Raw genomic sequence first — 25,573 nt, 5'->3', positions numbered from 1 at the left:
CGCCCCGACCTGGCACCGTGTGCATCGTTCGTGAAGCAAACAGCGGTGCAAAGCGAGGACTCACACCGCAAAGCGGTGGCTCACACCGCAAAACGAGGACTCTCACCGCAAAACGAGGACCCGCGAGGCGCTCCAGAGGCGAGTCGCGCGAGATCCGGGTGGATCACTTGTTCTGGTGCATGGATCGCTCACTGGACCTCGACGCGTCCCCTGGTCCAACGGAGGTCCTGCACCACGCGCCGGCAACACGGGTGCTGTCGGCGCGGAGCGAGGGCCGCCTCCGGGCAGCGAGCGGAAGCGCCCCGATCGAGCCAACGATTCCGGCCACTTGCGGCCGTAGTCCGGCCACCGCCGCGTCTCCGCGGGGGCCGAGGGCGAGCGCGCCTCGTCGCGAGGTGGCCGTCAGGGCTTCAGCTTGGCGACGAAGGCGTCGGAGCCCTCGGAGCTCATCATCGGGTCCCCCCCGAGATCGATCCTGCCGCTGAAGCTGCCCGTCAGCGCGATGGTTCCCAGCTCGTCCACGGCGACGGCCCGGGCGCGCTGCTCCGCCGCGTCGCCGAACGATTTGGCCCAGGCCGTATCGCCGTTCGGAGCGAGCTTCGCGAAGAAGGCGTCGTTGCCGCCGAGGGCCTGGAGCCTCGGGCTCGGGGCGCCGAAGTCGATGGAGCCCTTGAACTCTCCGACCACGATGACGTTGCCCGCCTGGTCGGCCGCCACCCCGAGCGCCTTCTGATCGTCCGCATCGCCGTACAGACGGTTCCAGAGGTGCTTGCCCTCCGCGGTGAAGGCGGCGACGACCGCGTCCTTTCCTCCGGCGTATCTCCGCGGCGCTCCGTCGAAGTTGATCGTTCCCCCCGTGCTCCCTGCGACGACGATGTCCCCGTTCGCGTCCACCGCGACCGCCTCAAATTCCTGGCTCATGGTGTCGCCGAAGATCTTGGCCCAGAGCGGCGCCCCGCCCCCGTCGAGCTTCGCAATGAAGGCGTCGTCGCCCTGAGCATTGAGGAGCGTCGTCCCGAAGTACACCTTGCCCGCGATGCGGCCGACCAGGACCACGCCTCCGTCGGGCGTGATGGCAGCGTCGTTCGCGACCTCAGCGGTCGTATCGCCGAAGCTCTTGCTCCAGGCGAGGTTTCCGAGGGGGTCGATCTTCGCGACGAAGATGTCCTCTCCACCTCCCGTCAGGCGCTCCCCGCCCAGCACGTCGGCCCAGTCGGTGAAGCTGCCAGCGACGACGATGTTGTCGTCCGGATCCACCGCGAGCCCGTAAACTCTATCGACGCTCGGACCGGCGATGGTCTTGATCCAGTCCAGGGCGCCCTCTGCGTCGAGCTTCGCCACGAACACGTCCGAGCTGCCCCTGCTCGTGAGCGGCGTCCCGTCGAAGTTAAGTGTGTTTTCGAAGGTCCCGGCCAGGATCACGCCGCCGTTCTTGTCGAGCGCCACGCGATTGCAAACATCCGAGCCGTTCCCCCCGAACGCCTTCGACCATTCCTTCGCGCCGTCAGGAGCGAGCTTGACGACGAAGCCGTCGGACGCTCCCTGACTGCCGACGGAATCCAGGCTGATGCTGAAGGCTCCCGCGATCAGGAGGTTCCCTTCCCTGTCGAAGATGACGTCATACCCGATCTGCTCGCCGTTCGCTCCGAGCTGGGTGCTCCACTCGTGCGCTCCGGTGCACTCCGCCACCCGATCGCAGTTCTCGTCATTCGCTTTCGTCGTACAGGCCTCGGCCCTGGGCAGCACCTCGTCGACGCAGGAGCCGCCGCGCAGGCAGCCGTCCTTGCACTCGCCGACTCTCCTGGTCGACTCGGGGCCTGTATAACAAGGATCGCAGGGCTCGTTGCCGCCTGCGCCGCCCGCGCCGCCCGCACCTCCCGCAGCGCCCGCGCCTCCCACGCCGCCCGTGCCGCCCGCGCCTCCCGCGGCGCCCGCGCCGCCCATCCCCCCTTGCGCGGCGCCGCCGCCGCTGATGGCGCCCGGCACGAGCACGCCTTGATCGAAGCACCCGCCCAGCGCGCCGGCCACGCCGAGCGCGCCGCAAAGGACCATGAAGCCGTTGCGTTTCATCAAAACACCCCCGCGATCCCGGCACCCCACGGCGATATCCACGGACGGACCGCTGCGCCCCTGGGCCTCGCCGCCGAGGACGGCGCGGTGAGGAGCAGCGCGACGCCGCCCGCGGCGAGCGCCCCGCCCACGATGAACGCCGGCGCAGGGACGAGGCGCAGGTCGTTGTACGAGCCCAGCTTGTCGCGCGTCGTCGGCGTGTCCGGGCACACGACGTCCTCGGTGCACCCGAGGTCGATCAGCTCGCTGCGCCGCGCGCTCGTGATGCCGAACGTGATCCCGCCGACGACGAGCGCCGCGGCGCCCGTGCCAACGGCGGTCCAGCCGAGCACGCGCTGCGTGGTGCCCGGCGCCGGGCCGGCGGGCGGGGGGAGGACGATAGGGGGGCGGACACCGACGGGGAACTCGAGCGCGAGCGCCGCCTCCTGCCGCTCCTGCAGCGCGACCTCCCGCCGGACGACACGCCCCGCCCACGCGGCCTCGACGACGTGCTCGCCAGGATCGACAGGCTGGCTGACCCCCACCAGCGCGGGTGGCATCGGCTTGCCGTCGATGGTGATCCGCACCTCGCGCTCCGGGGCGCCGCGCACCCCCACAGAGAGCCTGGGGATCCGTGGCTTGAGATCGTCGTACGCTTTCCCGGCGTCGGCGACCGCGGCCTTGAAGACGTCGCTGGCCGAGGCATCGAGCGAGGTGCGGCTCACTTGCAGGTAGCGCTCGGAGGCCTCGATGAGGCGCCCGAGCTGCTCGAGGCACCGCGCGGCATAGAGGTCGATCGTCGGCGCCTGGATCAGCTGGTCCGCGCGCCCGAACCTGTCGAGCGCCGCCGCATACTGGCCCCTGTCGAAGAGGTCGAGGCCCTCTTCGGCGAGGGCCCGGGCGGCGTTCATGGTGGCGGGGTCGACGTCGGCCGCCCGCGCGGTGGTCGCGAGCGCGAGCGCGAGCGCGAGCGCGAGCGCGATGGTGGCGGTGCCCGAGACCCTCGATCGCGCGCGCATTCGTCTCCTCAGAAGCCGAGGCGGTCGGACCTGGAGCGCGTCGCGCTGGAGGCCGCGGGCGGGGCCGCCGACGAGGGCCTGGGCCGCGGCGAGGAGGACGCGGCCCTGCCCGGGCGAGCGGGCGCCGTCTGGGCGGAGGAGGCGGCCTCGTCCGGAGCGCTGGCCGCCAGCGCGGAGCCGGCGCGGGGCGCAGGCGTCGAGGTCGCCGCGGGCGTCGTGTCCTGGGGAGGCGCGAGCTCGGGCGCCCCCCTCGGCGAATTCGCTTCCGCCGGCGGATTGTTCGCCGGGGCGGCGACTGTCTCGAGCGTCCCCGGCGGCGAGGCCGCGCCGGACGGCGGGGCGCGCGGGATCGGGTCGTCCTCGAGCGCGCGCCAGCCGATGAAGAGCACCCCGCAGAGGACCGAGGCCGCGAGGCCGAGCGCGACGGCCGGGACCGGCATCCTGCGGCGAGGTCTCGAGTCGGCCCCGGCCTCGTCGTGGAGGCCCGGCGACGAGGCGACGCTCCCATCCGGCGAGACGGAGAGCGGGGAGGTGGAGGTCGGCGGACCGGAGAGCGGCGCGGCGGAGAGCGGCGCAGCGGAGATCGGCGGGACGGAGGGCGACGCGGCGCCCGCGCCCGCGGGGATCGAGCTCACCGAGGCCCGCCCGCCCTCCTGCGCGTCGCCGGGCGGCAGGAGCGCGTCGCGCAGCGCGTCGACCATCGCCGTCGCCGACGCGAACCGCCCGTTCGGGTCACGGCTGCACGCCTGCATGAACCACTCGTCGAACGCCGGCGGCACGGGCACAGACGCCACCTTCGAGGGGACAGGCAGCGGATCACTGCATATCTCGAGGATCATCGCGCCAGGCGCCTCGGCGGTGATCGCCGCCCGGCCGCACACGCACTCGAACGCGATCACCCCGAGCGCCCAGAGGTCCGACCGGTAATCGACGGTCGCGCCCTGCGCCTGCTCAGGGCTCATGTACGGCAGCGTCCCGATCAGCACGCCCGCCTGCGTCCCGATGCCCTCTTTGCCGGACAGGCGCGTCTTGGCGACGCCGAAATCGAGGACCTTGGCCACCTCCCGGTCGTCGTCGCGGGCGAGGAAGATGTTGTCGGGCTTGAGGTCGCGGTGGACGATGCCGGCGTCGTGGGCCTTGCGCACGGCGCGCGCGACGTCGGCGAAGATGCGCGCCGTATCGGCCGGCTCGAGCGCGCCGACACGCTCGAGCCGGTGCGCGAGGTCCTCGCCCTCGAGGAGCTCCATCGCGATGAAGGGGACGTCGTTCTCGACGCCGTGATCGAGGATCTGCACGACGTTCGGGCTGCGGAGCGCCGCCGCCGCCTGCGCCTCCTGGTAGAAGCGCGCGCGGACCGTCTCGTCCTTCGCATAGAGAGGCCCGAGCATCTTGATCGCGACCGGCGAGCCCAGCGTGAGATCGTCCGCGCGCCAGACGGTCCCCATGCTGCCCGAGCTGAGAGGGCGGAGCAGCCGATACCGGCCGACCAGCACCTGTCCCTCCAGCCCGAACGCGTTCGTCGTCATTGTCGCAGGACCTGTGTGCGCGCGTGGCCTTCCCTACGCTGGTGGTTGTTCAGTGCTGGTCAACGACAACAACGGGTAGACCGAAAGTCTACGGGGCGTGGCGCGGAGCGTCAATCGGTGCACCCGCCGCGTGCTCGCAGGACGTCGCTAGAGCACCGAACAGGTTGAAACGCCGCGCGAGAGAGAGTTTGAACCACAGAGACACAGAAGCGACAACAACAAAACCTCCGCGCATCCGTGGTTCGTTTCGTCAATTTTTCGATCGGATCGGTACCCTAGATCAACACGAAGTCCTCGGCCACGGAGACCTCCTCGGCCATGATGCTCGTGGTCTCGTCGTCGCGCTGGACGGCGAGCTTGTAGAGTTGCGCCAGCACGGCCGGGTGATCCTCGACCAGACCCATGAACTCGGTGGCCGGTAGGTACAGCGTCACGGTGGGGTGAACGGCGATCACATCGGCGTTCGCCGCGCGGCGGAGGACCATCGCGATCTCGCCGGCGACGTCGCCGGGGCCGAGCGTCGAGAGCACGAGCGGCTCGACGCGGGCGTCGTCCGCCGCGTCGCGCCGGACGACGGCGACCTCTCCGGAGGCGATGAGGAACAGGCCGGGGGGCCGCTCGTCCTGGACGAGCAGCCGCTCGTTCTTCTCGAAGGTGCGCGTGCGGAACCGCTTCACGAGCGCGGGCCTGTTGGCCTCGGGCACGCCGCGGAGCACGTCGCTCATCCGGACGAGGTTCTCGACCATGCGGTCCCGGCAGTAGGCCGCGAGCTCCAGGCCCACCTCGGGCTCGCGCTGCGCGATGTCGTCGAGCGCGTCGCGCTTCACCTCGAGCACGATGGAGGGCCGCGTGGCGACGACGCTCCCGGTGCGCGGGGCCCGGGAGAGCAGCGCCATCTCGCCGAACATGGCGCCGTTCGTGAGCCGGGCGAGGAGGATCTCCTCGTCCCCGCGCCGGCGCCGCGCCTCGAGCTCCCCGCGCGCGACGAAGTAGGCCTCGCTGCGCGCGGCGCCCTGCTCGATCACGGTCGTCCCCGCCGCCACCCAGACGGGCGTGAAGGCGGCGCACAGGGCGCGGAGCGCGTCGCGCCCGACGGACGAGAAGACCGGCTGGGGCGCGATCCCGGGGTGATCGGCCTGGGCGGCCAGCCTGCGTGTGGCGTCGTGGAGGATCTCCGTCGCCTTGTTGAGCAGGAGCGCGCCGGTGAGCACGGAGGCGAGCGGCTGGAACGCCTCGGCGGCCGGCAGGGGCGGCGGTGGCGGCGCGCCCTCGCCGAGCCGCGGCGAGTCCCGGCAGAACGCCTCGGCGATCAGGTCGAGCCCGGGCCCGGCATCGCCGCCGAAGCGCTCGCTCTCGCGCGCGGCCGCCACGGCGAGCGGCAGGTTCTCGAGGTCGATCGCGCGGGCGATCGCGGTAGCGCACGCCTCGCGCGCGGCCTCCTGCCGGTTCAGCTCGCCGAGGAGGCGCCCGCAGAGGCAGAGCGCCGACGGCATCGTCGGGTCGTGCCGGACCAGCGCAGCGGCCCAGCGCAGCGCGGCGTCCCGCTCTCCCGCGAGCGCCAGCGAGAGCGCGCGGTCGATCGGCGACTCCGCCTGCTGGATCGAGCCCGGCAGTACCGGGGGGAGGGCCATGTAAGCGTGTATATCAGGGTTCATTGCGCGGCGGCAAAGAACGCGCCCGGTTGACGCCCCGCGCGCACCGCGGATCCCGGGGAGGACCGAGGCGTCGCGCTCAGGCGAGGTGCTGCTTCAGGAACGCGATGCTCCGTTCCCACGCGAGCTTCGCGGCCTCGGGGGCGTAGACCTCGGGGCGCGTGTCGTTCGCGAACGCGTGGTCGGCGTCATAGACGTGGAGCTCCATGGACTGGCCACGGGCGGCGAGCTCCTTCTGGATCGCCTCGGCGGCGGCCGGCGTCGCCCAGCCGTCGCGCGCGGCGAAGTGGGCGAGGATCGGCGCCTTGACGCGCGTGTAGTCGGGGGCGGGGCTCGGGACGCCGTAGAAGGGCACCGCGGCCGCGAGCTCGGGGATCGTCGCGGCGGCGGCGAAGCTCAGCGCGCCGCCCATGCAGAACCCGATGACGCCGACCTTGCCGGTCGACCGCTCGTGCGCCGACAGGAAGCGGGCGGCGCCGGCGATCTCCTCGAGGGCGCGCGGCTTGTCGAGCTCGGTCATCAGCCGGTTGGCCTCGGTGGCGTCCTTGGTGGTCTTGCCGTGGTAGAGGTCGGGCGCGAGGGCGATGAACCCGGCGGCGGCGAGCCGGTCGAGCAGAGAGCGGATGTGGTCGTTCACGCCCCACCACTCCTGGATCAGGACGACGGCGGGCGACTTGTCCCCCTGCTTCGGCCAGACGATCTCGCCGGTCGCCGAGGACCCGTCCTTCGCGGGGAACGAAACCTTTTCGGACATGCGACTCCTCCCTTTCGGGACGGGGATGGGGTGCGCCGTCCCCGTCAGCAATCGGGGATCGGCTTCCGCCGTTCCCTCATGGCGCGGCGCAGGATAACCGCCCCGCGCACGTTGCGTAGCGCAAACTGCCTGGCACGCGCTCCACGCCGGGACGCCGGCGATGTAGATTGACGGCGTGGATGCGCTGGCGGGACGATGGAGGCGAGCTGTCTCGTCCTTGAAGGAGCTCCGGCTGCGGGTCGCGTACCTGCGGAGCGAGGTGCTGCGCGCCGATCTCCCCTCCGTCGCCCGCGCGCTCGACGACCTCTGCCGCGACGCCGAGCAGGCCAACCCCCTCGCGCGCGACGTGCTGGGCGCCGTCGTGCCGGTCCTCGTGGATCCTGCGCTTTCGGAGCGCGTCGAGCAGCTCCGCGAGCTCGCGTCCTCCCATGCCCTGCTGCCGCTCTCGCGCCTCCTGCGCCGCAAGGCGCGGCGGCCCGAGGCGCAGCCGGCCTCGCCGGCGCCGGACGAGCGGCTCCTCGCCACGTCGAGCGCCGGTCGCGCGCTCACGCTCGGCGAGCGGCGCGCGCTGGCCCGGCGGCCGACCCGCGCGGCCTTCGACGCCTTGCTCCGGGACCCGCACCCGCTGGTCATCCGCAACCTGCTCGCCAACCCGCGCTTGACCGAGGATGACGTCGTCCGCCTCGCGGCGCGCCGCCCGGCGAACGCGGAGGTCCTGACGGAGATCGCGAAGCACCCCGAGTGGCCGCAGCGCGCGCGGGTGCGCATGGCGATCGTGCAGAACCCGGGCGCGCCGCAGGAGATCGCGGTGCCCATGGTGCGCCTCCTCCTGCGGCCCGAGCTGCTGCGGCTCGCGGCGGCGGCGGACGTGCCCGCGGTCGTCCGGGCCGCGGCGCGGGAGCTGCTCGATCGCCGTCCGCCCGTCCCGCACAAGCCAGGCGGCCCGCTGGCGCAGTGAGGCCGCGCCCTGCGCGGGGTCGCGCGGCGTGCGCAGGCCGCCGCCGCGGTGCTGCCCTCGGAGAGGAGGAGAAGAGAGCAGGGAGCGAGTGAAGGAGAGAGGGAGTTGAAGGAGAGAGGGAGAGAGGTCGTGCAGGGCGCCTTCGTGAATCGGCGCCCGCTGGCGAGGCTACGCGACCTCGGCCCAGCACCGCGCGAGGCGGCGCACGCCTTCGTCCAGGTCCTCGTCGCACGCCACCGAGGAGAAGCAGAGCCGGAGGGCGAACGGGCGCACGGCGCCGTGAGCCCGGAACAGCGAGCCCGGGTCGAAGGCGACGCCGTGCTCGACGGCGGCGGCCAGGAAGAAGGCCTCGTTCGGCTCGGCGTCGGGCTCGACCCAGATCGCGAAGCCGCCGGCGGGCGGGTCGAACCGCCAGCCGGGCAGGTGCTTTCGGAGCGCCCGCTCCATGCGGGCGGCGCGGCGACCGTAGAACTCCCGCAGGCGCACGAGCCGCTGATCGAAGTCCTCTGTGCGGAGGTAGTCTTCCAGGATGGCCTGCGGCAGGCTGGCCGCCTGCTGATCGGCGGACTGCTTCAGCTGGAGGACCTCGGCCCGGAGCGAGCGCGGGGGCACGAGCCAGCCGACGCGGAGGCCGGGGCAGATCGTCTTCGAGAACGTCCCGACGTGGAACACGCGATCGGGCGCCTCGGCCAGGAGCGGCCGCGGGGCGGCGCCGTCAAAGGACAGATCCGCGTAAGCGTCGTCCTCGATGATGGGCCGGAGGGTCGAGAGGACCCTGGCTCGATCGCTGCGTGACAGCGTGCGTCCACGCGGGTTGGAGACGGCGGGCATGAGGTAATAGGCGTCGACGTTGCTGCCGCCGTCGACGACCGTCGCGCCGAGCTCCTGGAACCGATCGAGCGCGCCGGGGGAGCTCTCGCGGTCGACGCCGATCCTGGCGCGCGATCCGCGGACCAGCTGCGCGGCGAGGGACACGGCCTGCTGTGCGCCGCTGGTCACGATGACGTCGTCGCGAGCCACCTGGGCGCCGCGCCGGCGCAGCTGCCCGGCGATCCAGGCGCGGAGGTCCTCGTCGCCCTCGGGCCAAGCACGCTGGAGCGCCGGGCAGCCTGGGTTCTGAAGAGCGCGAACGAACGAGGCCGCGAGCTTCGAGCGCGGGAACTCGCCCGGGGCGGGCAGCCCGCCCGCGAAGCTGATGAGGCCAGGTGTGTCCGCGGCGCGCCGCTTCAGGGGGTCGAACGGCTCGAGGCCGTGTCCGAGCCGCGGTCCGCTCCGCGGCGCATCACGCGAGATCGGGGCCTGCACAGGCCGGGTGTGGGACGACGGGGGAGGAGGCGTTGCGCGCGCGGTGGCATCCATAGAGTTCAGGGTCCGAGCGAGACCCATTCAAGGATGGTGCCGCCCGGGCTGCCCGTCTCCAGACGGAGCGGGAGCGCTCGCGTCCCATGACGGGACGGAATTCCATGGAAAATTGGTTACATCGCGGCAACCTGGGACGGGCCAGGGCGTGTAACGGCATGTTGCGGGGTGTGGCGTGCGCGCGCGGCGAGTCAGGCCGCCACAGGGCATCGAAGGGCGTGGCGGGGCGCGCGTCCGCACAGGGCGGCAGGCCCTGGGAGCCAGGTCAGGCTGGTCTGGTCGGGGTCTGGTCGGCGGGGGATCCGTCCTGAGATCGATCTCCGGGCTGACGGTACGCCGAGGTCCGGCGAGCGCTCGCCCGGGGCGGCTATCGATGTGGAGCTCGCTCCCGCAGGAGGTGGAGCTCGTTCTCGTGGCCAGTCAAGGCGCTGTTCCCCAGGCGAGCACGCCGTCGTGGTACACGGTGACCCGCTCAAAAGGCATGAAGGCGGTGTTGGTGCCGAAGGAGTAGTCGTCGGTCTGCGTCATGCGGTCGTAATTGTCGCCGTTGTAGATGCGGATCTGCACATTTCCGGACGTGACGTTCGGGGCGATGCTACCTGCGGCGGCGAGGAAACCGAGCTCGAGATAGTGATCGGCCTTCGTGCCCGATGCCACGCCGAACGTCCTGGTGACGCTGGCGCATCCGCCGATGATCGACGAAAAGTCGCACTCATTCTTGAGATCCACCTTCGCGACGTCGGCCGTGAACCAGTAGCGAATCGTCAGATCGCTGAGCGCGATGCTCGCATCGTCCGTGTTCTTGACCTGTACCATGAACGACAGATGCTGAGACTCGACGGTGGTGTCCCTCGCAGCATATTGCAGCTCGAGCGCCGGTGTGGTCACACCGCCGGTGGTGGAGCTCGCGGTGGTGGAGCTCGTGGCGCTGCCGCCGCCGGTGCCTGTCGTGCTGCTCGCCGTGGAGCTGGCCGAGCTGCTCGCCGGCTCCTGGGTTCTCGCCGTCCAGGCTGGAGCCTTGGGCACATGCCACGAGCGTCAGGAGCGAGATGGCACAGAGCGCGGTGGTTCCCTTCGCGCCAGGAGCTCGATCTGTTGACTCGTTCGACTCGATTGCCGCGGCTGCCCAGCTGCGGCGGCGCTCCTGCCCTCGTCGACACCTTCCCCCTGGAATCCCGGATACGAGCTGCTCCCGCGGTCATCGGGCCGAGCAGCGACGCACACCTTGCCTTCGGTCGCATCTTGAACACCCCTGCGACCGCTCGACCAAGTCCGAAGGCCGAACGGAAGGAAGTTGAGGCCAGCAACTTAATCGGTCCGCTCAGCCGTCGTTCACGTCCAGGGGAAGGGGGTCATGAAGACCAGGCGCTGCCTGTCGGTGAGCGCGCGAGGGGGTCACGTGGCGCGCGCGGGCTGCGAGGCCTCGAGCCGCGCCTTTTCAGCGAGCAGCAGCTCGGTGAACGCCGCGATGAACATGCGCCTGGCGAGCGATCCGAGCGGCTTGCCGACGAGCGGCAGCGGGATGTCGAAGCGCGATGTCCAGTCGATCTCCGTGCCCTCGCCGCGCGGAGTGAAGCGGAGACGCGAGCCCTGGTGCCGGAGCGGCTGCGTGCTCTCGACGATCTGGTAGTCGAACGACGACGGCCGCTCGAAGGCCGTGATCTCCTCGACGTAGCGGATCCGCTTCCCGACGCGCACCTCACGGAGGGCGCCGAGGCCGTTGTGCTCGGTGAGCCCTGGCCGGACGACCTTCGTGTGGGTGCCGTCCCCGGAGCGTAGGAAGCGTTCGTGGTCAGCCACCGCGTCGAAGACCCGCTCGACCGGGGCGTGGATGTAGACGTTGACGTGGACCTCTTGCATGCGGCGACCATCGCACGAAGACCTCGCCGAGCGAGCACGCGGCACGGTCTGCCGAGCGAGGGCGGGGCGGGTGAGCGGGGAGTTCGCTGGTGGGCTTCAAGATCCGTTCCTGTTGAATGTGGCGGCGTAGCGCTGCTCAACCTCGGTCGGCGGCGGCTCAACCTCGGTCGGCGGCTCCTGGTCGGCGGCTCAACCTCGGTCGGCGGCGGCTCAACCTCGGTCGGCGCGCTGCTCAACCTCGGTCGGCGGCTCAACCCCGGTCGGCGGCTCAACCCCGGTCGGCGGCTCAACCCCGGTGCGGTCGACACCGGTCGACGCAGCTGGGCGAGCTCAACCCCGGTTCGGTTGACCGTGCAAATGTGTGTCAATGTGAGACATGCCTTGCCTTGATGCCTTGCCAACCGAAGGGGGTACACACATAAAGTGAGTGAATACTCACTCACCAATCTGGAGGCGGCCTATGACAGAAGCTGTGGATGCGCTGGTCGTCGGTGGAGGTCCGACGGGCTTGACGATGGCCGAAGAGCTTGCTCGGCGCGGGCTCACCGTGCGGATCGTGGACAAGGCATTGGAACCTCCGCCCGATCACTCGCGAGCGCTCGTGGTGCAGACGCGGACGATGGAGATCTTCACCAGCATGGGGATCGCAGACGCCGCGCTGGCGCACGCCACGCGCGTCGGAGGGCTCAACGTCCTCCTCTCGAACGGCCAGCGCGCACGCTTGCCGATCTTCGACTTCCCGGAGCTCTCCACGCCCGTTCCAGGCATCTTCGTCATCCAGCAGTTCGACACCGAGCGCGTCCTCGGGTCGCGGCTCCCGGAGCTGGGCGTGACGGTCGAGCGCGGCGTCGAGCTCGCTTCCTATACCCAGGACAGCGCCGGCGTCACATGCACGCTCCGCACGGGCGACGGGAACAACGAGGTGGTGCGCGCGAAGTGGCTCCTCGGTTGCGACGGCGCGCGCAGCGCCGTCCGCCAGGGCGCAGACATCGCCTTCGAGGGCGACACCTACGACGATCACTGCATGCTCGGCGACCTCGTCATCGACTGGCCGCTGCCGGACGGCGACATCTATATCAGCCCTTCGCGCCGGGGCCTCGCAGCGGCCTTCCCCGTGCCCGGAAGCCACCGGTTCCGGATCGTCCTTATCCTGCCCGAAGCGTCGCCGGCGCACGGCGCGTCGCTCTCGCTCGAGGAGTTCGAAGGCGTGATGCGCTCGATGATCCCCACGCCGTTCAAGATACAGAGAGCGAACGTCCTCTCGCGCTACCGGCTGCACCACCGCGTCGCCACGCGGCTGCGCAAGGGGCGCGTGTTCCTCGCCGGCGACGCGGCGCACATCCACAGCCCGGCCGGAGGGCAGGGGATGAACACCGGAATCCAGGACGCGTACAACCTGGCGTGGAAGCTCGCGGTCGTCGAGCAGGGCAGGATGCCAGCGTGGCTGCTCGACACCTACGAGATGGAGCGGCTGCCCGTCGCGCGCCGGCTGATCGACTTCACAGACCGCCTCTTCGGGCTCATGGCCGGACACGGTCTCATGGGCCGGGCGCTGCGCATCGTCGCGCCGCGCCTGATGATCCGCGCCATCGGCGTCGCCGCCGTGCAACGCCGGATCCTGGGGTTCGTCTCGCAGCTCAAGATCCGATACAGGAAGAGCCCGCTGTCCATCCAGATCGGGCGCCCGCCGGAGCGCGGGCCCCGCGCCGGAGATCGCGCGCCGGACGCCTTGCTGCGCACCGCGGCGGGACAGCAGGTCCACCTGTTCGAGCTGATGCGCGGCGTCGAATCCACGCTGCTGCTCTTCGCCGGTCCACCCCAGGGCAGCGCGAACACCGAGGCGTACGGGCACGTCCGGCGGCTCGCCGCGGAGCTCAGCCGGCCGGATCTCAAGGTGCTGGTCATCGGCGCGCCCGAGGCCGGACGGTACGCAGATCCGGACGGGCGCGCCCACGCGGCGTACGGCGCCGAGGCGGCAGCCGCCGTCCTCGTCCGGCCGGACGGCTACGTCGGCGTGCGCTGCGATCCGCTCGACGAGCGCGAGCTCAGGCAGGCGCTCGACCGGCTCTTCACCCGCGGGGCCGAGGCCGCGTAACGCACGCCGCCCGCAGCGCGCCCGAGCCGCCGCGCGGCGCTGCTAGAAGTCGAGGAGAGAGGACGCTGATGAGCCGACGCCCGCGCCCGAACGACACGTTGACCGAGGCGCAGAAGAAGATCGTCGACGCTGCGGTGGCCGCCTTCGCCGAGCAGGGCTTCCACGGGACCGCGACCAAGGAGATCGCGCGGCGCGCAGGGGTCGCCGAGGCGACGATCTTCAAGTACTTCCCGAGCAAGCGGGACCTCCTCCTGGGCGTCATCGGTCCCGCCGTCGAACGGCTCGTCGGGCCCGCGCTGGCGCGCTCCATGGACCCGCTCTTCGACGCGACGTACCCGACCTTCGAGGCGTTCTTGCGGGCGCTCCTCGCCGAGCGCATCGCCTTCGTGCGCGCGCACCCGCAGCTGGTGCGCATCCTCGCGCAGGAGCTGCCGTTCGACGCCGAGCTGCGGCTCGGCATCGCCGGCAGGGTCTTCGGGCCGCTCCTCGAGAAGGGGATCACCTTGATCGAGCACTTCCAGCGCGAAGGGCACATCGTCGGGTGGCCGCCGCCCCTCGTCATCCGCTGCGTCGCCTCGACGTTCGTGGGGTACATCGTCCACCGCGTGTACATCGCTCCCGACGCGGCGTGGGACGACGAGGCGGAAATGGAGCGGGTCATCGCCTTCGTGATCCGCGGCCTCTCGCCCCGCGAGCCCGCGTGACCCCGTGCGTGGGCGTGTAGCCCGCCGGCCGCGCGCAGGCGCGCGGCGGCTCAGCTCGTCGTCAGCAGCGAGCGGAGCTGCGACGGCGACACCTGGTAGTCCTTGCCGCAATAATCGCAGCGGATGTCGAGGACCTTCCCGTCCGTGACCATCTCCTCGATGTCGCTCCGCGGCAGGCTCGCCAGCGTGGCCATCACCCGGAGCTCGCTGCAGCGACAGCTGAAGCTGAGCGGCGAGTCCTCGAGCCGTGAGAACGGCATGCCGTACAGCAGCTCCCCGAGCAGCACGTCCGCCGAGGCTCCCTCGTGCGCGAGCACGTCGTCGAGGCGCTCGAAGTCCTTGAGCCGCTCGGTCATCACCATGAGCGGACCGCGCTCGACCTCCGGGAGCAGCTGCACGAGGTAGCCGCCGGAAGCGCCGACGCCGTCCGCGCCGATCAGCGTCGCCACCGCGATCATCGAGACGACCTGCTCCGATTCCTGCATGTACGTCATCAGGCCCGCGGAGATGCCGCCCTCGGCCGGGATCTCGACGACCCCCTGGTGGAGCATGCCGCTCGGCAGCGTGCGCATGACCTGCAGCAGCGACCCTCCGCCGATCTCCACCGCGCTCTCCGCCGTGGCCCCCTTGCCCAGGTTGACGAGGCCGCGGCTCGTGCCGTCCGGGTGCGAGTCGGCCACCAGGGACCCGTGACCGGCCGCGCCCTTGACGATCGCCTGGACCCGCAGGTTCGGCGCCATCGCCTCGCGCACGAGGATGGCGCCGGTGATCAGCTCTCCCAGCCGCTGCGCGGTCGCGCCGATCGCAGATTGCACCGCGATGGCCCCCCGCACGGTCTCGGTGGTCAGCGCCGTGATGACGCGAAAAGCGCCATCCATCGTGATGGCGCGGACGACGGAATCAGAAGGTCGGGGCAAGATGCACTCTCCCGTGGGAAAACATCGTTAGGCCACGGACGGCCGATGGCAACCCGCGGCGCATCGGTCGCCGCAGGCGGAGGCGCCCCGCAGGCGGGCGCGCCTCGCATAAAAGCATAGTTGTTCCGTTGGGTTGTAGCACAGGCGCCCCCTGCCGCGCGGCGCGGGGGGCGTCGCCCGGGGGGAGAGCTCAGCTGCGCCGGCGGCGCCGGTGCAGCGCGGCGGCGCAGGCGCCGGCCGCGAGCAAGGCCCACGGCGCCGAGCGGCCGCCGTCGCCGTCCGCGCCCACCGTGCAGGCGCAGCCGCCGCCTTCCACCACGACGCCCTCACCGGGGAGCGGTGTGGTGCACGGGCCGATCGTGTTGTCGGGGTTGCGGCAGCCCGGGACGCACTCCTGCGTGGCCTCGTCGCACACCATCCCGGCGCCGCAAGCGCTGTCCTGCTCGCACTCCGCAGGCTGATCGTCCGCCGGGTTGTTCGGATCGCGCTCGCCCTCGTCGACCACCCCGTCGTGGTCCGCGTCCTCCTCGCCGTCGATCACGCCGCCGCCGTCGGTGTCGGCCTTGATCGGGTCGGTCGTCGTGGCCCCTGCGTCCGCGTCGGGGATGCAGCTCTCCGCGGCGGCGTCGGTGTCCGGGTGCGAGCAATCCTTGCCGAGCTCGGTGCCGTCGAAGAGCCCGTCGTTGTCGCTGTCGGGGTCGAGGGCGTTGATCTTTCCGTCATCGTCGCTGTCGGCGCCCGGCTCGATCTCCTCGCCGTCGATCACGCCGTCGTCGTCGCTGTCGGCGTCGTTCGGGTCGGTCCCGAGGCTTGCTTCCTCGCTGTTCGAGAGCCCATCGCCGTCCCGATCGCCGGGGTCGTCCGCGGGGTTGTTCGGATCGGTCTCGCCCTCATCGAGCATGCCGTTGTGGTTCGCGTCCTCCTCGCCGTCGCTCACGCCGCCGCGGTCGGTGTCCGGGTTCACCACGCTCGTCTTCGTCGCACCCCCGTCGGCGTCCGGCGTGCAGCTCGCGGCGCCGGCATCGGTGTCCGCGTCCGCGCAGTCCTTCCCCGCCTCGGTGCCGTCGGAGAGCCCGTCGCCGTCGCTGTCCGCGTCGCGCACGTTCGGCAGCCCGTCGCCGTCGGCGTCATCGCTCGGGTTCGGCTCGTCGCCGTCGAGCAGGCCGTCGTCGTCGGAGTCGCGGTCCTCCGGATCCGAGCCGAGGAACACCTCGAGATCGTCGCTCAGCCCGTCGCCGTCGCCGTCGACGTTCTGGCTGTCGTCGTCGCCGTGGCCGGCGGTCGGGTCGGTCTCGCCGGCCTCGATCGCGCCGTTCAGGTTGCTGTCCTCGGAGCCGTCGGTCGCGCCGCCCCGGTCCGTGTCGCGGTGGACAGGCGATGTCGTCGTGGCCCCGCCGTCAGCGTCCGCCACGCAGTGGCCGCCGTCCGCGTCGGTGCCCGGGCCGTCGCAGCCGAGGCCCATCTCGGTGCCGTCATAGAGGCCGTCGTCGTCGCTGTCGACGTCGAGCGCGTTGATGAGCCCGTCGCCGTCCGCGTCGTCGGCCGGGTTCGGCTCGCGCCCGTCCAGCACGCCGTCGTCATCGGAGTCCGCGTCGTCCGGATCCGTGCCCAGCGTCGCCTCGAGGTCGTCGCTCAGCCCATCGTCATCCCGGTCGTTGTTCTCGCCATCGTCGGCGGCGTGCCCGCGGGTCGGGTCGGTCTCGCCGTTGTCCGCGACGCCGTTCAGGTTGGCGTCCTCGGAGCCGTCGCTCACGCCGCCGTCGTCGCTGTCCGCATCGATCGGCGATGTCCTCGTGGCGCCGGCGTCGCCGTCAGCGATGCAGCGTCCGGCCGACACGTCGGTGTCGGGATCGCTGCAATCGAGGCCGAGCTCGGTGCCGTCGTAGAGCCCGTCGTTATCGCTGTCGACGTCGAGCGCGTTGATGAGCCCGTCGCCGTCCGTGTCTACGGCCGGGTTCGGCTCGCGCCCGTCCAGCACGCCGTCGTCGTCGGAGTCCGCGTCGTTCGGATCCGTGCCCAGCGTCGCCTCGAGGTTGTCGCTCAGCCCGTCGCCGTCGCTGTCGGTGTTCTGCGCGTCATCCGCCCCGTGGTTCAACGTCGGGTCGGTCTCGCCCGCGTCGATGACGCCGTTGAGGTTGACGTCCTCCGACCCGTCGGTCGCGCCGCCGCGGTCGGTGTCCGGGTCGATCGGCGAGGTCCTGGTGGCCCCGCTGTCGCCGTCGGCCCTGCAGCTGCCCGCCGCGGCGTCGGTGCCCGGACCGCCGCAGCCGAGGCCGAGCTCGGTGCCGTCGAAGAGGCCGTCGTTGTCGCTGTCGGCGTCGAGCGCGTTGATGAGCCCGTCGCCGTCGTGGTCGTCCGTCGGGTTCGGCTCGCGCCCGTCCTGCACGCCGTCGTCGTCGGAGTCGGCGTCGTTCAGGTCCGTGCCGAGGTGCTCCTCGAGCTTGTCGCTCAGCCCGTCGCCGTCGCTGTCGGTGTTCTGGGTGTCGTCGGCCCCGTGGCCGGTCGTCGGATCCGTCTCGTCAGGGTCGAGCACGCCGTTCAGGTTCGTGTCCTCGGAGCCGTCCGGCACGCCGCCGTTGTCGGTGTCCGCGTCCAGCGGATCGGTGGTCGTCGCCCCGGCGTCGCCGTCGGGCACGCAGTGCCCCTTCCGCGGGTCCGTCCCCGGGCCGTTGCAGTCCGCCAGCCCGATCTCGGTCCCGTCGAGGAGGCCGTCGTTGTCGCTGTCGACGTCCCGCGCGTTGATGAGCCCGTCGCCGTCGGTGTCGCGATTCCAGAGCTCCTCGTCGCCGTCGCTGATGCCGTCGTCGTCGGTGTCGGCGTCGTTCGGGTCCGTGCCGGCGCGTTTCTCGTCGCCGTCGCTCAGCCCGTCGCCGTCGCTGTCGACGAGGATCTCCGTGGGCGGCGTGCCCGGCTCCGCGCCGTTGCCGTCCGTCGGGTAATCCTGGGCAGCGCCTCCCTCGGGGCTCCGCCCGGTGATGATGGCCTGGTTCGCGATCTCGCCGCCCGTGCCCGGATCGATGGTCACGCGGAACCGCACCGTCGTGGTCTCGTTGACGCCGAGCGACCCGCCCTGGGCCGCGTCGGCGCCGTCGCCGAGCCGGACGCGGACCGTCCTCGATCCGGCGACGTACTCGCCCTCGTCATCGCCGGGCGCGTCGGTCACGCCGCCCATGTTCGGGCCCGAGGCGATCTCGAGCGAGCCCGGCACGTAGGTGACCCCGGCGGGCAGCGGGTCGTTCAGCACGATCGTCGCGGCGTTGTCATCCCCGGTGTTGGCGACGATGATCGTGTATTCGAGCGTGTCGCCAGGCGTGACACCGCCGCCGTTGAGATCGAGGACCGACTTGGTTGACGTGGAGAGATCCGGGAGGCGCGTCGGCACCGACGTGATGAGGCCGCCGAGCAGGTAGCTGTCGGCGCCGTTGACGGCCGCTCCGACCTCGGCCTCCGTGTCGCCGGCCACGAGCAGGTTGGCCGGCACCTGCGTCACGTCGATGTCGATGCCGCTCATGCTCAGCGGCCCGCCGGTGAGCCTCGGCAGATCGCCCACCGAGGACATCGGCGCGCCGAGGAACGAACGGGAGCTGTTGAAGAAGTTGTCCACCGGGTTCTGCGCGTCGAACAGCGCGGTCCCGTTCCACTCGAGCGCGTCGCCGGTGGAGCTGTCGCCGTCGTACCCGACGACGCCGAGCTTCGCCTGGCCGGCGCCCGAGGGGACGACGAACCCCGAGACCTTCCACCGCACCGTCGCGCCGTCGATCACCTGATCCAGCCCGTCGAAGACGGCGAGGTTCCGCGCGGGCGCGGTCGTCTGCTCGTAGAGCACGACCATCCACCAGCCGGCGAACGCGATCTGCTGGCTCACGCCGTCCAGATCGGTCCCGTTGGAGATCCCGCTCAGGCGATACGCCCCCGCGCCGCGCGTCTGCACGATCGACGTGACGTTGGCGACCGTCTGGGCGTGGGCGAGGCCCAAGAGCTCCGTCTGGCCCGAGATCGTACCCGTCACGCTGGAAGAGAAGGCGCCAGGCCGATCCAGGGTCACGGTGAGATCGGCCGAGGTGCCGCTGTCGCGGCTCACCGTCCAGTAGAGGTACGCGTGGGTCACCCGAGCGCCCGCGGGGAGGCTGAGGACCGCGGTGCTGCGGGCGGCCGCGGGATCGATGGTGTTGTTCGCCTCGGCCTGGCCGGCGAGGGGGCTGTCGCCACGCCAGTAGACATCGGGGGCGGAGTCCCCCAGCGTCGCGGTCGTGCCGCACGTCCCGACCGTGCCCACCAGCGGCGGGGGCGTGGACGACGCGCAGTCGTGCGCGAGCGTGTTGCCGATGAGGACGAAATCACCCCGCTGCGCCACCTGGACCCGGCGCACTGGAGCCGCGCTCGCGGTCCCGGAGAGCGCCCCGAGCAGCGCGGCGCTGGTGAGCCCCGTGAATGCCAATCGCTTTGCCATCGACGCCTCCAGCCTAGGGCTGCTTCGTTTCCTTCTCGATGATGTTGAACTGGACGCGCCGGTTCTTCTGGCGACCCGCCTCGGTCTTGTTCTCCGCGATCGGGACGTCGGGGCCGTAGCCCTTCGCCTGCAGGCGCTGGGCCGCGATGCCGCGCTCGACGAGCGCCTTCAGCACCGACTCCGCGCGGGCCTGGCTCAGCTTCGTGTTGAACTGGCGCGTGCCGCGGTCGTCCGTGTGGCCCTGGACCTCGATCTTGAGGATCTCCGGGTGGTCCTTGAGCACGCCGGCGACCTCGTCGAGCAGCTCGTTGCTCACCGGACGGATGGTCGCCTTGCCGGTGTCGAACTGCACCTGCTGCAGGATGACGATCTCGGTCTCGGTCACCCGGACCGCGACCGGGCACCCGTTCTGCGCCGGATCTTCGTTCGGCTTGCCCTTCTCGTTCGGGCAGGCGTCCTTGTCGTCGCGGATGCCGTCGCCGTCGGTGTCGCCCGGGCAGCCGTTCGTCGCCGGGTCGGTCGTGACGAGGCCGGGCAGATCCGGGCAGGCGTCCGACGCGTCGGGCACCTTGTCCCCATCGCGATCGGGCGGCGGCGGGCACCCGTGCTGCTTCGGGTCGTCGTTCGCCGGGCCGGCCTGCTCCGGGCAGGCGTCGACGTCGTCCGTGATGCCGTCCTTGTCGCGGTCCCCTGGCGGCGGGCAGCCGTTCTTCTTCGGGTCCGGCGAGGCGACGCCGGCCACGGCGGGGCAGGCGTCGACCTCGTCGAGGATGCCGTCGTGGTCCGCGTCCTTGGGCGGCGGACAGCCGTTCTTCGTGCGATCCGGGCTGCGGACGCCCGCGGTGTGCGGGCACGCGTCGTCCGCGTCGGCGATGCCGTCGGCGTCCTGGTCCTGCACGGGCGGCTTCACCTCGGGCGAGTAGGCGACCATGGCCACCGCGCGGAACGAGGGCGTGCCGACGCCGGGGGTGAGGCCAGGGCCCACGCCGAGCCCGGCCTCGAAGTCGTCCGCGAAGCGGTAGCGCCCGCCGAGCAGGGCTTCCAGGTTGGTCGTGCGCTGCTGGACGTCGGTGACCGTGATCGCGCCGGTGATCTCAGGGCCGATCTGCAGGCGTCGCTCGTCGTCGAGCAGCAGCCCGACGCCGGCGCCCCAGTGCACCGTCATCCCCTGCTCGACGTTGGCGAACTGCTTCGTGGACCGGAACTCCGGCCCCGCGGCGAGCGACCACACCGCGCGATCCAGGTGGCCGCCGAGGACGAGCTGCGGACCGCCGCGCACGCTGCCGTCGCCCGAATACGCCTCGGGGTCGCCGGTCGGCAGCCACACGTAGCCGCCGAGGGCGATCTGGAACGGATCGAAGTAGCCGCCCAGGAGCGTCGCGCGCGCGCCGAGCCGGAGATCCCCGAGGGCGCTGCTGGTCGGCGGCGGCAGCAAGGCGCCGGAGGCGGCTCCGCCGTCGCCCGACTGGAGCGCGATGGGCAGATCGATGTTCACCGTGAGGCGCTCCCACAGAGAGAGCGAGGCGCTCAGGTGGAGCAGGAGCTGGCTGCCGACGACCTTGCCGTCGCCGGACTCCTCGTTCCCCGACAACCGCCGCAACACGAGCGGATCCTGGGCGTAATCGCCGAGGAGCATGATGTGGGGTGCGGCGTTTCCTGCCGTGTAGGCGGACTGGACTCCGAACATCCTGTCGCCGGCGGGCGCAGGCTGGAACCTGTCGAGCGCGAAACCTTCAGGTCTCGCGGGTTCCTGCGCCTCGGCGTGAGCCGCTGCGCCGAGCAGGCACAGCGCCGCCGCGAGCGCGGCCGTCGGATGGGTCCCCTGTGTACGAGCCGGCATGAACGAGGTCGCCTCCTTGCGCGAAGGAACAGCAAGCACCAGGAGTATCGACCGAAACGGCGGCGGCGTTCAATGTTTCACGAGGTTTTTGGGGCGCGCCGGCCGATCGGGCCAGCTCGGGCGCAGCGCGCTGCGGCGCGCTGCGGCGCGCTGCGGCGCGCGGGGGTCGTGGCGTCCCTGCGCGGGATCACGGCGCAAATCCAGCCGGCGTCCGGAGTTTCCTGCGCGGAGGGTCAGGCCCGATGGCGTCGTGAGTCGGCGGTGTGTCACGTCGCACGGCAGGGTTGCTACTGGAGAACGGCGGCGGTAAAGCGGCGCCGTGACCCCGCGGCACGCACTGCCTGCGGTACTCGTTTAGGAGGCACCATGTCCCGCGAACCCAAGAGTTTCGACAACCTCCTCGGCGGCAACGCCAAGGGACTGAGCGACCTGCAGCTGAAGGCTCACTTCACGCTGTACCAGGGCTACGTGAAGAAGCTCAACGAGATCTGGGAGCTGCTTGGCAAGGCTGACCGCAGCGCGCCGAACTACTCGTACAACGCGTACAGCGAGCTCAAGCGTCGCGAGCCGGTCGCCTTCAACGGCACGGTGCTCCACGAGCTGTACTTCGAGAACATCGGCAACGGCTCGACGCAGCCGAGCGCCCAGTCGAAGAAGCTCATCGAGGCGTCGTTCGGCAGCTTCGACGCCTGGCTGGCCGACGCGAAGGCGGCGCTCCTGAGCGCGCACGGCTGGACGGTGCTCGTGTACGACTACCAGGAGCAGAAGCTCTTCAATAACCTCATCCGGACCGAGCACGATGTCGGCCTGTTCGCGAACACGCATATCATGGTCGCCATCGACGCCTGGGAGCACGCGTACTTTGCGGACTACCAGACCAAGAAGGCGGACTATGTGGCCAACGTGCTCTCGGGCCTGAACTGGGACGTGATCAACGCGCGCCTCGCGCAGATCGGGCCGCACGCTCAGCAGGGGTGATTCCGTCGTGACCCGGCGGGGGCCCGCGCTCCCGCCGGCGGGTTCGGCGCTCCCACGCCACGCGACGACCACCTTCCCCTCGGACCGGACTGCCCGGAGACGCGGCTTTCCAGATCATGCCTCGCCCCATGTGCCCCGTCCGCGTTCGTCCTGTAGACTGGGCGCGGCGATGAGCAAGGCCGAGTCGAGCACCCGCGGCGCCGGGGAAGAGAGCCTCATCTACGTGCGCCGGATCCACCGGCGCGACCTGAACCGGGTCTGGGAATTCCTCAAGAAGGTGTTCCGCGACGTCAACCGGGAGACGGTCGAATACCAGCGGCCTCGCTCGAAGAAGCGGTTCCTCGAGGTCTACGAGGAAGAAGGGGTCGAGCAGCTCCTCTTCGAGGTCCGGGCGGCGCACGGTCAGGAGATCGTCGGCTACGCGGAGTGCGCCTTCGAGATCACCGGGACCGATAACTGGATGAACGAGCGCTACTTCACGAAGCACGACATGCGCCCGCTCTTCGTCGAGGAGCTCGCGGTCCACCCCGAGTACCAGGGCCGCGGCGTCGGCGCCTTCATGCTCGAGCAGCTCGAGCACCTCGCGCGCATCCACGGCTGCACCCACCTCGTGCTGGAGGTGGCCGAGAACAACGACGGCGCCCTCAAGTTCTACCGGAAGCGCAGCTTCTACCGGCTCGACGCCGCGATCTTCATGGCGAAGAAGGTCGCTGTCGACGCGGAGCTCCTGCCGCCTCGGGCGCTCAAGAAGCCCCGCAACCCGGAGGCGCTCGGCGCGCCCGCGAAGCCGAAGCGAGCGCCGCGGCGGACGCTGAAGGCGCGCGGCGGCGAGAAGAGGTCGAGCGCCCCGCCGCCGGCGTCGCGCCCGCTGCCGGCGTCGCGCCCGCTGCCGGCGTCGCGCTCGCTGCCGGCGTCGCGCCCGCCGGGCCCCGCGACGGACGAGGCGATCGATCCGCTCGAAGAGGCGAAGAACGACGGCGGCGGCGACCCGCCGTGAGCCCGAGCGCGACGAGGCGCCCTCGCCACGGCGGGTGAGGGCGGGGTCAGACCGTGCCGTGATGGCGCAGGGTCGCCGGCAAGGACAGTGCGTGATCGATGCAGGCGCGGATGTCGTCGAAGCTCGACAGGCCGTACCAGAACACCGTCCAGTTCTCGTTGCGGTAGCTGCCCTCGGCCTGCTGGAAATACCAGGGGTTGATCTCGTTGCCGTTCCGGGCGCGCCAGAACAGCTTCGGGTTCTCGTTCTTCATCCGCGTCCAGAGCGAGCCGCCGATCCCCACGCCCTGCGCCTCCGAGGTCACCGCGAACTTGTCGAGGTACGGAGTGAGCGGGGCCCTCCCGTCCGGGTCGAGCGTGAGGATCGCCGTCGCCCGGTAGGAGTCGGACAGGTAGATGCGATAGAAAGGCTTCTTGTCGAAGTAGTGCTCGTCGAGCTTCCGCAGGAAGCACGCCTCGAGCAGATCGCGAAGCCGGTCGCGGTCGATGCCGTCCAGCGTGTCGTGCCGGAGGATCCGCTCGCCGCGGCGGACGAGCGTGCCAGAGCCCGTGTGCGTGAAGAGCTCCTTCGCCAGGTGATCCGGCGACGTGATCGAGACCGAGGAGGTCGCCGGCAGCCCGTCGAGCAGGAGCTTGATCTCCTGCAGCTTGAGGCGCATGCCGCCGTTCAGCGAGGGCTGGGCCATGAGGCCCGCGAAATCCTCCTCGAGGTTGATGGCCGAGATGATGCGCCCGTGCTCGTCGAGGAGGCCGCCCGTGCTCGTGAGGAAGATCATCTTGAACGGCTGCGTCGCGAGCGCGAGCTCGCGCGCGGCGACGTCGGCGTTGATGTTGAGGATCTGCCCGCCCGGCGTCTCCCCGAGGCAGGCCAGGATCGGCAGGTGCCCGGCGCGGAGGCTGGACCTCACGGCGTCGACATGGACGCGCTCCACCTTGCCCACCAGCCCGAGGCGCGGCTCGTCGAGCAGCGACGCCTCGAAGACGCCCGCCGTGATCGGCCGCGTGCGCGTGCCCATCTCCTCGAGCGCCTCGACGAGCCGCAGGTTCTCGCGGAGGAAGACGCGGCGGGCGATCTCCAGGATGCGGGGCGTCGTGACGCGCAGGCCGTTGACCCGCTCCGTCGGGATGCCCGCCTGGGCGAGCGCCCGATCGAGCTGCGGCCCGGCGCCATGGATGACGACGGGATACAGCCCGACCTGGTTGAGGAACACGAGCGAGGTCGCGAGCGCCTCGAGGTCCTCGTCGAGGATGGCGCCGCCGACCTTGATGATCGCAAACTTCTGCTGATCGACGGCCGCGTACTGCTTCAGGTACTGCTCGACCTCCTTGCGGCTGCCGAGGTTCCTGAGCAGGCGGACGATGACGTCTTGCGTCGAACCCATCGTGGTCACCACCCGTTGGCCAGCACGTCCATCACGGCCTTCTGAACATGCAGCCGATTCTCTGCCTCGTCGATGACCATCGATGCTGGCGAGTCGATCACCGCGTCCGTGACCTTCACGTTGCGCCGGACCGGCAGGCAGTGGGAGAAGAGCCCCCCCGCGGTGAGCGCCATCTTCTGCTCATCGACGATGAAGTGCTTGTTCTTGTCGCGGATGGGCTTCTCCTGCTCCCAGCGCCCGAAGTAGGGAATCGCGCCCCAGCTCTTCGCGTACACGACGTGGGCGCCCTCGTAGGCGGACTTGATGTCGTAGGTGATCGAGAGCTTCTGCCCGTTGCCTTCGGCGCTCTTCCTGGCGGCGTCGAGGTAGCGCTCGTCGAGGTGGTACTCCTCGCTGGGGCAGAGGAGGGTGACGTCCATGCCGAGCTTGGACGCGATGAGAACGGCCGAGTTGGCGACCGCGGTGTTGAGCGGGCGCGGGTGATACGTCCAGGTGAGGACGAACTTCTTGCCGTCGAGGCGGCCGAGGCGCTCTTTCATGGCGAGCGCGAGCGCGAGCTCCTGGCAGGGGTGGGTGATGGTCTCCAGGTTGACGACCGGCACGGTGGCGTGGCGGGCGAAGCCCTGGAGCACCTTGTCCTGGCGATCGTCCTCCCAGCGCTGGAACTTGGGGAACGCGCGCACGCCGATGAGGTCGGCGTAGCGGGAGAGCACGCGAGCGACCTCCTGGATGTGCTCCTCCGGCTCGCCATCCATCGCGATGCCTTCCTCGAACTCGATGGGCCAGGCGCTCCGGCCAGGCTCGAGCACGACGGCGTGGCCGCCGAGCTCCCGGATGCCGACGTCGAAGGAGGTGCGCGTCCGCAGCGATGGGTTGAAGAAGACGAGCGCGATGGTGCGGTCCTTGAGGCGCGGCTCGATCGGCCGCCGCTTGAAGCGCTGCGCGCGCTCGAGGAGGCCCTCGATCTCTGCGCGGGTGTAGTCCATCGTGGTCAGGAAGTGCCGCATCGGATGCCTCCTCGTTTGAACGGCGCG

19 protein-coding genes are annotated in these 25,573 nt (G+C 71.0%); 6 read left to right on the top strand and 13 right to left on the bottom strand.

All coding sequences use genetic code 11. The features are described from left to right. Nucleotides 1–402: 402 nt before the first annotated feature. The 5 genes from ACSRUE_RS01260 to ACSRUE_RS01240 all read right to left on the bottom strand — a co-directional run bounded on the left by ACSRUE_RS01260 (nucleotide 403) and on the right by ACSRUE_RS01240 (nucleotide 7,000). A complete protein-coding gene (locus ACSRUE_RS01260) occupies nucleotides 403–2,070 on the bottom strand; it encodes an SBBP repeat-containing protein (protein ID WP_441289427.1) in 1,668 nt (555 codons plus the stop codon). Next, nucleotides 2,070–3,068 carry a tetratricopeptide repeat protein gene (locus ACSRUE_RS01255; protein ID WP_441289426.1) on the bottom strand — a complete coding sequence of 333 codons (999 nt, stop codon included), beginning with the start codon at nucleotides 3,066–3,068 and terminating at the stop codon, nucleotides 2,070–2,072. Before ACSRUE_RS01255 ends, ACSRUE_RS01260 begins: the two co-directional genes overlap by 1 nt. Nucleotides 3,069–3,076: 8 nt before the next feature. Then, nucleotides 3,077–4,594, bottom strand: a complete 1,518-nt coding sequence (locus tag ACSRUE_RS01250; protein ID WP_441289425.1) for a protein kinase domain-containing protein — start codon at nucleotides 4,592–4,594, stop codon at nucleotides 3,077–3,079. 275 nt (nucleotides 4,595–4,869) lie between these two features. Further along, nucleotides 4,870–6,225, bottom strand: coding sequence for a cyclic nucleotide-binding domain-containing protein (locus ACSRUE_RS01245; RefSeq protein ID WP_441289424.1), 1,356 nt, complete (start codon nucleotides 6,223–6,225; stop codon nucleotides 4,870–4,872). Between the two features lie 100 nt (nucleotides 6,226–6,325). Beyond that, nucleotides 6,326–7,000, bottom strand: a complete 675-nt coding sequence (locus tag ACSRUE_RS01240) for a dienelactone hydrolase family protein (RefSeq protein ID WP_437859109.1) — start codon at nucleotides 6,998–7,000, stop codon at nucleotides 6,326–6,328. Nucleotides 7,001–7,217: 217 nt separating this feature from the next. Here ACSRUE_RS01240 and ACSRUE_RS01235 point away from each other — a divergent pair, with 217 nt between their 5' ends. Continuing rightward, nucleotides 7,218–7,958 carry a hypothetical protein gene (locus ACSRUE_RS01235; protein ID WP_441289423.1) on the top strand — a complete coding sequence of 247 codons (741 nt, stop codon included), beginning with the start codon at nucleotides 7,218–7,220 and terminating at the stop codon, nucleotides 7,956–7,958. A 168-nt stretch (nucleotides 7,959–8,126) separates the two neighbouring features. Here ACSRUE_RS01235 and ACSRUE_RS01230 read toward each other — a convergent pair whose 3' ends face one another. Both ACSRUE_RS01230 and ACSRUE_RS01225 read right to left on the bottom strand, forming a co-directional pair. Then, a complete protein-coding gene (locus ACSRUE_RS01230; protein ID WP_441289422.1) occupies nucleotides 8,127–9,263 on the bottom strand; it encodes a PLP-dependent aminotransferase family protein in 1,137 nt (378 codons plus the stop codon). Nucleotides 9,264–9,737: 474 nt separating this feature from the next. Beyond that, on the bottom strand, nucleotides 9,738–10,133 hold the full coding sequence (locus ACSRUE_RS01225) for a cellulose binding domain-containing protein (RefSeq protein ID WP_441289421.1): 396 nt from the start codon (nucleotides 10,131–10,133) through the stop codon (nucleotides 9,738–9,740). 28 nt (nucleotides 10,134–10,161) lie between these two features. Here ACSRUE_RS01225 and ACSRUE_RS01220 point away from each other — a divergent pair, with 28 nt between their 5' ends. Next, a complete protein-coding gene (locus ACSRUE_RS01220; protein ID WP_441289420.1) occupies nucleotides 10,162–10,416 on the top strand; it encodes a hypothetical protein in 255 nt (84 codons plus the stop codon). Nucleotides 10,417–10,712: 296 nt separating this feature from the next. Here ACSRUE_RS01220 and ACSRUE_RS01215 read toward each other — a convergent pair whose 3' ends face one another. Beyond that, nucleotides 10,713–11,177: an SRPBCC family protein gene (locus tag ACSRUE_RS01215; RefSeq protein ID WP_049876125.1), complete on the bottom strand. Its 465-nt coding sequence runs from the start codon at nucleotides 11,175–11,177 to the stop codon at nucleotides 10,713–10,715. Nucleotides 11,178–11,637: 460 nt separating this feature from the next. Here ACSRUE_RS01215 and ACSRUE_RS01210 point away from each other — a divergent pair, with 460 nt between their 5' ends. Together ACSRUE_RS01210 and ACSRUE_RS01205 are read left to right on the top strand one after the other, a co-directional pair. Next, nucleotides 11,638–13,272: an FAD-dependent monooxygenase gene (locus ACSRUE_RS01210; RefSeq protein ID WP_441289419.1), complete on the top strand. Its 1,635-nt coding sequence runs from the start codon at nucleotides 11,638–11,640 to the stop codon at nucleotides 13,270–13,272. 68 nt (nucleotides 13,273–13,340) lie between these two features. Beyond that, complete coding sequence (locus ACSRUE_RS01205) at nucleotides 13,341–13,976, top strand: TetR/AcrR family transcriptional regulator (protein WP_441289418.1); 636 nt, start codon at nucleotides 13,341–13,343, stop codon at nucleotides 13,974–13,976. A 50-nt stretch (nucleotides 13,977–14,026) separates the two neighbouring features. Here the strand turns inward: ACSRUE_RS01205 and ACSRUE_RS01200 are convergent, their stop codons facing one another. From ACSRUE_RS01200 to ACSRUE_RS01190, 3 genes are all read right to left on the bottom strand, one after another. Then, nucleotides 14,027–14,893 (bottom strand): Hsp33 family molecular chaperone HslO, encoded by an 867-nt coding sequence (locus ACSRUE_RS01200; RefSeq protein WP_441289417.1) that lies wholly within the window; start codon nucleotides 14,891–14,893, stop codon nucleotides 14,027–14,029. A gap of 190 nt (nucleotides 14,894–15,083) precedes the next feature. After that, a complete protein-coding gene (locus ACSRUE_RS01195) occupies nucleotides 15,084–19,343 on the bottom strand; it encodes a hypothetical protein (RefSeq protein ID WP_441289416.1) in 4,260 nt (1,419 codons plus the stop codon). A gap of 13 nt (nucleotides 19,344–19,356) precedes the next feature. Then, nucleotides 19,357–21,183 carry an OmpA family protein gene (locus ACSRUE_RS01190; RefSeq protein WP_441289415.1) on the bottom strand — a complete coding sequence of 609 codons (1,827 nt, stop codon included), beginning with the start codon at nucleotides 21,181–21,183 and terminating at the stop codon, nucleotides 19,357–19,359. Nucleotides 21,184–21,549: 366 nt separating this feature from the next. Here ACSRUE_RS01190 and ACSRUE_RS01185 point away from each other — a divergent pair, with 366 nt between their 5' ends. Then, nucleotides 21,550–22,161 carry a superoxide dismutase gene (locus ACSRUE_RS01185; RefSeq protein ID WP_441289414.1) on the top strand — a complete coding sequence of 204 codons (612 nt, stop codon included), beginning with the start codon at nucleotides 21,550–21,552 and terminating at the stop codon, nucleotides 22,159–22,161. A 169-nt stretch (nucleotides 22,162–22,330) separates the two neighbouring features. Next, nucleotides 22,331–23,158 carry a GNAT family N-acetyltransferase gene (locus tag ACSRUE_RS01180; RefSeq protein WP_441289413.1) on the top strand — a complete coding sequence of 276 codons (828 nt, stop codon included), beginning with the start codon at nucleotides 22,331–22,333 and terminating at the stop codon, nucleotides 23,156–23,158. A 46-nt stretch (nucleotides 23,159–23,204) separates the two neighbouring features. On the opposite strand, the gene ACSRUE_RS01175 is transcribed toward ACSRUE_RS01180, so the two are convergent. Both ACSRUE_RS01175 and ACSRUE_RS01170 read right to left on the bottom strand, forming a co-directional pair. Beyond that, the gene (locus ACSRUE_RS01175; RefSeq protein ID WP_437762258.1) at nucleotides 23,205–24,539 is read right to left on the bottom strand and encodes an acetylglutamate kinase; all 1,335 of its coding nucleotides are present in this window, start codon (nucleotides 24,537–24,539) and stop codon (nucleotides 23,205–23,207) included. Between the two features lie 5 nt (nucleotides 24,540–24,544). Continuing rightward, on the bottom strand, nucleotides 24,545–25,546 hold the full coding sequence (locus ACSRUE_RS01170) for an N-acetylornithine carbamoyltransferase (RefSeq protein ID WP_437743586.1): 1,002 nt from the start codon (nucleotides 25,544–25,546) through the stop codon (nucleotides 24,545–24,547). Nucleotides 25,547–25,573: the final 27 nt, after the last annotated feature.

Origin of the sequence: Sorangium sp. KYC3313 (assembly GCF_052075895.1) — a bacterium.
Taxonomy (GTDB): domain Bacteria; phylum Myxococcota_A; class Polyangia; order Polyangiales; family Polyangiaceae; genus Sorangium; species Sorangium cellulosum_B.
The sequence above is the reverse complement of the archived record's forward strand: the minus strand, read 5'-3'. Positions and strand labels throughout refer to the sequence as shown.

Excerpts from the sequence above, each read along its gene's own strand:
- ACSRUE_RS01250 (WP_441289425.1), bottom strand. The coding sequence starts at position 4,594 with ATGACGACGAACGCGTTCGGGCTGGAGGGACAGGTGCTGGTCGGCCGG.
- ACSRUE_RS01225 (WP_441289421.1), bottom strand. The coding sequence starts at position 10,133 with ATGGTACAGGTCAAGAACACGGACGATGCGAGCATCGCGCTCAGCGAT.
- ACSRUE_RS01240 (WP_437859109.1), bottom strand. The coding sequence starts at position 7,000 with ATGTCCGAAAAGGTTTCGTTCCCCGCGAAGGACGGGTCCTCGGCGACC.
- ACSRUE_RS01195 (WP_441289416.1), bottom strand. The coding sequence starts at position 19,343 with ATGGCAAAGCGATTGGCATTCACGGGGCTCACCAGCGCCGCGCTGCTC.
- ACSRUE_RS01170 (WP_437743586.1), bottom strand. The coding sequence starts at position 25,546 with ATGCGGCACTTCCTGACCACGATGGACTACACCCGCGCAGAGATCGAG.
- ACSRUE_RS01190 (WP_441289415.1), bottom strand. The coding sequence starts at position 21,183 with ATGCCGGCTCGTACACAGGGGACCCATCCGACGGCCGCGCTCGCGGCG.
- ACSRUE_RS01205 (WP_441289418.1), top strand. The coding sequence starts at position 13,341 with ATGAGCCGACGCCCGCGCCCGAACGACACGTTGACCGAGGCGCAGAAG.
- ACSRUE_RS01175 (WP_437762258.1), bottom strand. The coding sequence starts at position 24,539 with ATGGGTTCGACGCAAGACGTCATCGTCCGCCTGCTCAGGAACCTCGGC.
- ACSRUE_RS01185 (WP_441289414.1), top strand. The coding sequence starts at position 21,550 with ATGTCCCGCGAACCCAAGAGTTTCGACAACCTCCTCGGCGGCAACGCC.
- ACSRUE_RS01180 (WP_441289413.1), top strand. The coding sequence starts at position 22,331 with ATGAGCAAGGCCGAGTCGAGCACCCGCGGCGCCGGGGAAGAGAGCCTC.
- ACSRUE_RS01255 (WP_441289426.1), bottom strand. The coding sequence starts at position 3,068 with ATGCGCGCGCGATCGAGGGTCTCGGGCACCGCCACCATCGCGCTCGCG.
- ACSRUE_RS01245 (WP_441289424.1), bottom strand. The coding sequence starts at position 6,225 with ATGGCCCTCCCCCCGGTACTGCCGGGCTCGATCCAGCAGGCGGAGTCG.
- ACSRUE_RS01215 (WP_049876125.1), bottom strand. The coding sequence starts at position 11,177 with ATGCAAGAGGTCCACGTCAACGTCTACATCCACGCCCCGGTCGAGCGG.
- ACSRUE_RS01260 (WP_441289427.1), bottom strand. The coding sequence starts at position 2,070 with ATGAAACGCAACGGCTTCATGGTCCTTTGCGGCGCGCTCGGCGTGGCC.
- ACSRUE_RS01210 (WP_441289419.1), top strand. The coding sequence starts at position 11,638 with ATGACAGAAGCTGTGGATGCGCTGGTCGTCGGTGGAGGTCCGACGGGC.